Source organism: Micromonospora sp. CPCC 206171 (assembly GCF_036906755.1).
GTDB classification, from domain to species: domain Bacteria; phylum Actinomycetota; class Actinomycetes; order Mycobacteriales; family Micromonosporaceae; genus Micromonospora; species Micromonospora purpureochromogenes.
This window is the reverse complement of record NZ_JBAKHT010000055.1, coordinates 1-3,525: the sequence shown is the minus strand read 5'-3', so window position 1 is coordinate 3,525 and position 3,525 is coordinate 1. Positions and strand designations below refer to the sequence as shown.

Annotated in this window: 2 rRNA genes; both read right to left on the bottom strand. The window is 57.1% G+C overall.

Features of this window, described 5'->3' with window-relative positions:
• Positions 1-2: 2 nt before the first annotated feature.
• Positions 3-119: ribosomal RNA gene (gene rrf, locus V6U89_RS30015) — 5S ribosomal RNA — on the bottom strand.
• A gap of 89 nt (positions 120-208) precedes the next feature.
• Positions 209-3,322, bottom strand: a 23S ribosomal RNA gene (locus V6U89_RS30010).
• Between the last annotated feature and the right edge of the window lie 203 nt (positions 3,323-3,525).

Sequence of the window (3,525 nt, the reverse complement as noted above, 5' to 3'; positions counted from 1 at the left end):
TTGTCCGGCGGTGTCCTACTCTCCCACACCCTCCCGAGTGCAGTACCATCGGCGCTGGAGGGCTTAGCTTCCGGGTTCGGAATGTTACCGGGCGTTTCCCCTCCGCCATGACCGCCGTAACTCTATCGACATGTCAAACAACTCGACCAGCGTGGTGCTGGGTGTTGTTCGTTTGTCGGGAGTTGCACAGTGGACGCGTAGCAGCTTTGTAGTCAAGTCCTCGGCCTATTAGTACCGGTCAACTGAACCCGTTACCGGGCTTACATTTCCGGCCTATCAACCCAGTCGTCTAGCTGGGGGCCTTACCCATCCCGAAGGATGGTGGGATACCTCATCTTGAAGCGAGCTTCCCGCTTAGATGCTTTCAGCGGTTATCCCTTCCGAACGTAGCTAACCAGCCGTGCCCCTGGCGGGACAACTGGCACACCAGAGGTTCGTCCGTCCCGGTCCTCTCGTACTAGGGACAGCCCTTCTCAAGTATCCTACGCGCACGGCGGATAGGGACCGAACTGTCTCACGACGTTCTAAACCCAGCTCGCGTACCGCTTTAATGGGCGAACAGCCCAACCCTTGGGACCTGCTACAGCCCCAGGATGCGACGAGCCGACATCGAGGTGCCAAACCATCCCGTCGATATGGACTCTTGGGGAAGATCAGCCTGTTATCCCCGGGGTACCTTTTATCCGTTGAGCGACACCGCTTCCACTCGCAAGTGCCGGATCACTAGTCCCGACTTTCGTCCCTGCTCGACCTGTCAGTCTCACAGTCAAGCTCCCTTGTGTACTTGCACTCAACACCTGATTGCCAACCAGGCTGAGGGAACCTTTGGGCGCCTCCGTTACCCTTTAGGAGGCAACCGCCCCAGTTAAACTACCCACCAGACACTGTCCCTGAACCGGATAACGGTCCGAAGTTAGATACCCAAATCAACCAGAGTGGTATTTCAAGATTGCCTCCACCCATACTGGCGTATGGACTTCACCGGCTCCCACCTATCCTACACAAGCTAATTCGGATACCAATGTCAAGCTATAGTAAAGGTCCCGGGGTCTTTCCGTCCTGCCGCGCGTAACGAGCATCTTTACTCGTAATGCAATTTCGCCGGGCCTGTGGTTGAGACAGTGGGGAAGTCGTTACGCCATTCGTGCAGGTCGGAACTTACCCGACAAGGAATTTCGCTACCTTAGGATGGTTATAGTTACCACCGCCGTTTACTGGCGCTTAAGTTCTCCGCTTCGCCCCGAAGAGCTAACAGGTCCCCTTAACGTTCCAGCACCGGGCAGGCGTCAGTCCATATACATCGAATTACTTCTTCGCATGGACCTGTGTTTTTAGTAAACAGTCGCTTCCCCCTGCTCTCTGCGGCCATACAACGCTCCACCCGCGTGGGGCTTCACGTCTCCGGCCCCCCTTCTCCCTAAGTTACGGGGGCAATTTGCCGAGTTCCTTAACCACAGTTCGCCCGATCGCCTCGGTATTCTCTACCTGACCACCTGTGTCGGTTTGGGGTACGGGCCGCTAAGAACTCGCTAGAGGCTTTTCTCGGCAGCATAGGATCACTGACTTCACCTGAATCGGCTCGGCATCACGTCTCAGCCTTCATGCACCACGGATTTGCCTATGGCGCGGCCTACACGCTTACCCCGGCACAACCACCGGCCGGGCTCAGCTACCTTCCTGCGTCACCCCATCGCTTGACTACTACCCGCCAGGTTCCCACGCTCCCCACCATTGGTCCGAAGACCGCCGGCGGTTCGGGTGGTTAGCACAGCGAGGTTCGTCAGGGTCGCTCTTTCGCGGGTACGGGAATATCAACCCGTTGTCCATCGACTACGCCTCTCGGCCTCGCCTTAGGTCCCGACTCACCCAGGGCGGATTAGCCTGGCCCTGGAACCCTTGGTCATCCGGCGGAAGGGTTTCTCACCCTTCTTTCGCTACTCATGCCTGCATTCTCACTCGTGCCGCGTCCACAACTGGGTCACCCCGCTGCTTCACCCGCGGCACGACGCTCCCCTACCCATCCACACACCTGCACAAGGAATCAAGTCCAAGCGAGGTTGAAATGTGAATGCCACAGCTTCGGCGGTGTGCTTGAGCCCCGCTACATTGTCGGCGCGGAACCACTTGACCAGTGAGCTATTACGCACTCTTTAAAGGGTGGCTGCTTCTAAGCCAACCTCCTGGTTGTCTATGCGACCCCACATCCTTTTCCACTTAGCACACGCTTAGGGGCCTTAGCTGGTGATCTGGGCTGTTTCCCTCTCGACTACGAAGCTTATCCCCCGCAGTCTCACTGCCGCGCTCTCACTTACCGGCATTCGGAGTTTGGCTGATTTCGGTAAGCTTGTGGGCCCCCTAGACCATCCAGTGCTCTACCTCCGGCAAGAAACACGCGACGCTGCACCTAAATGCATTTCGGGGAGAACCAGCTATCACGGAGTTTGATTGGCCTTTCACCCCTAACCACAGGTCATCCCCCAACTTTTCAACGTTGGTGGGTTCGGCCCTCCACGCGGTCTTACCCGCGCTTCAGCCTGCCCATGGCTAGATCACTCCGCTTCGGGTCTAGAGCATGCGACTGAACTCGCCCTATTCAGACTCGCTTTCGCTACGGCTCCCCCACACGGGTTAACCTCGCCACATGCCACTAACTCGCAGGCTCATTCTTCAAAAGGCACGCCGTCACCCCGTAAGGCTCCGACGGATTGTAGGCGAACGGTTTCAGGTACTATTTCACTCCCCTCCCGGGGTACTTTTCACCATTCCCTCACGGTACTCGTCCGCTATCGGTCACCAGGAAGTATTTAGGCTTACCAGGTGGTCCTGGCAGATTCACGGCAGATTTCAGGGGTCCGCCGCTACTCGGGAACACCCACAGAAGGTCAGCAACTTTCACCTACCGGACTTTCACCGTCTACGGTCAGCCATTCCAGACTGTTCGACTAGCCACTGACTTTGTAACTTCTCGAACAAGTGTCAGCTTGTTCAGCAGGGTCCCACAACCCCGACCACGCAACCCCTGACAGGTATCACACGCAGCCGGTTTAGCCTCAATCCGCTTTCGCTCGCCACTACTCACGGAATCACTAAATTTGTTTTCTCTTCCTACGGGTACTGAGATGTTTCACTTCCCCGCGTTCCCTCCATACACCCTATGTGTTCAGGTGCAGGTGACACCACATGACTGGTGCCGGGTTTCCCCATTCGGACACCCTGGGATCACAGCTTGGTTGACAGCTCCCCCAGGCCTATCGCGGCCTCCCACGTCCTTCATCGGCTCCTGGTGCCAAGGCATTCACCGTTCGCCCTTGACAACTTGACCACAAAGATGCTCGCGTCCACTGTGCAATTCTCAACAAACGACCAACCCACAACCCGATCCGCCCCACACCAGCCCGACCAACGCCGGCGGTATGCAAGGCCAGGCCATGCCTGGCAACCGTCCCCCACCATCAAAGGGTGGAGTCATGGTTCTGAAAGACAACCCACGGGTTGTTCCTTCAGGACCCAACAGGGTGCTTTGCG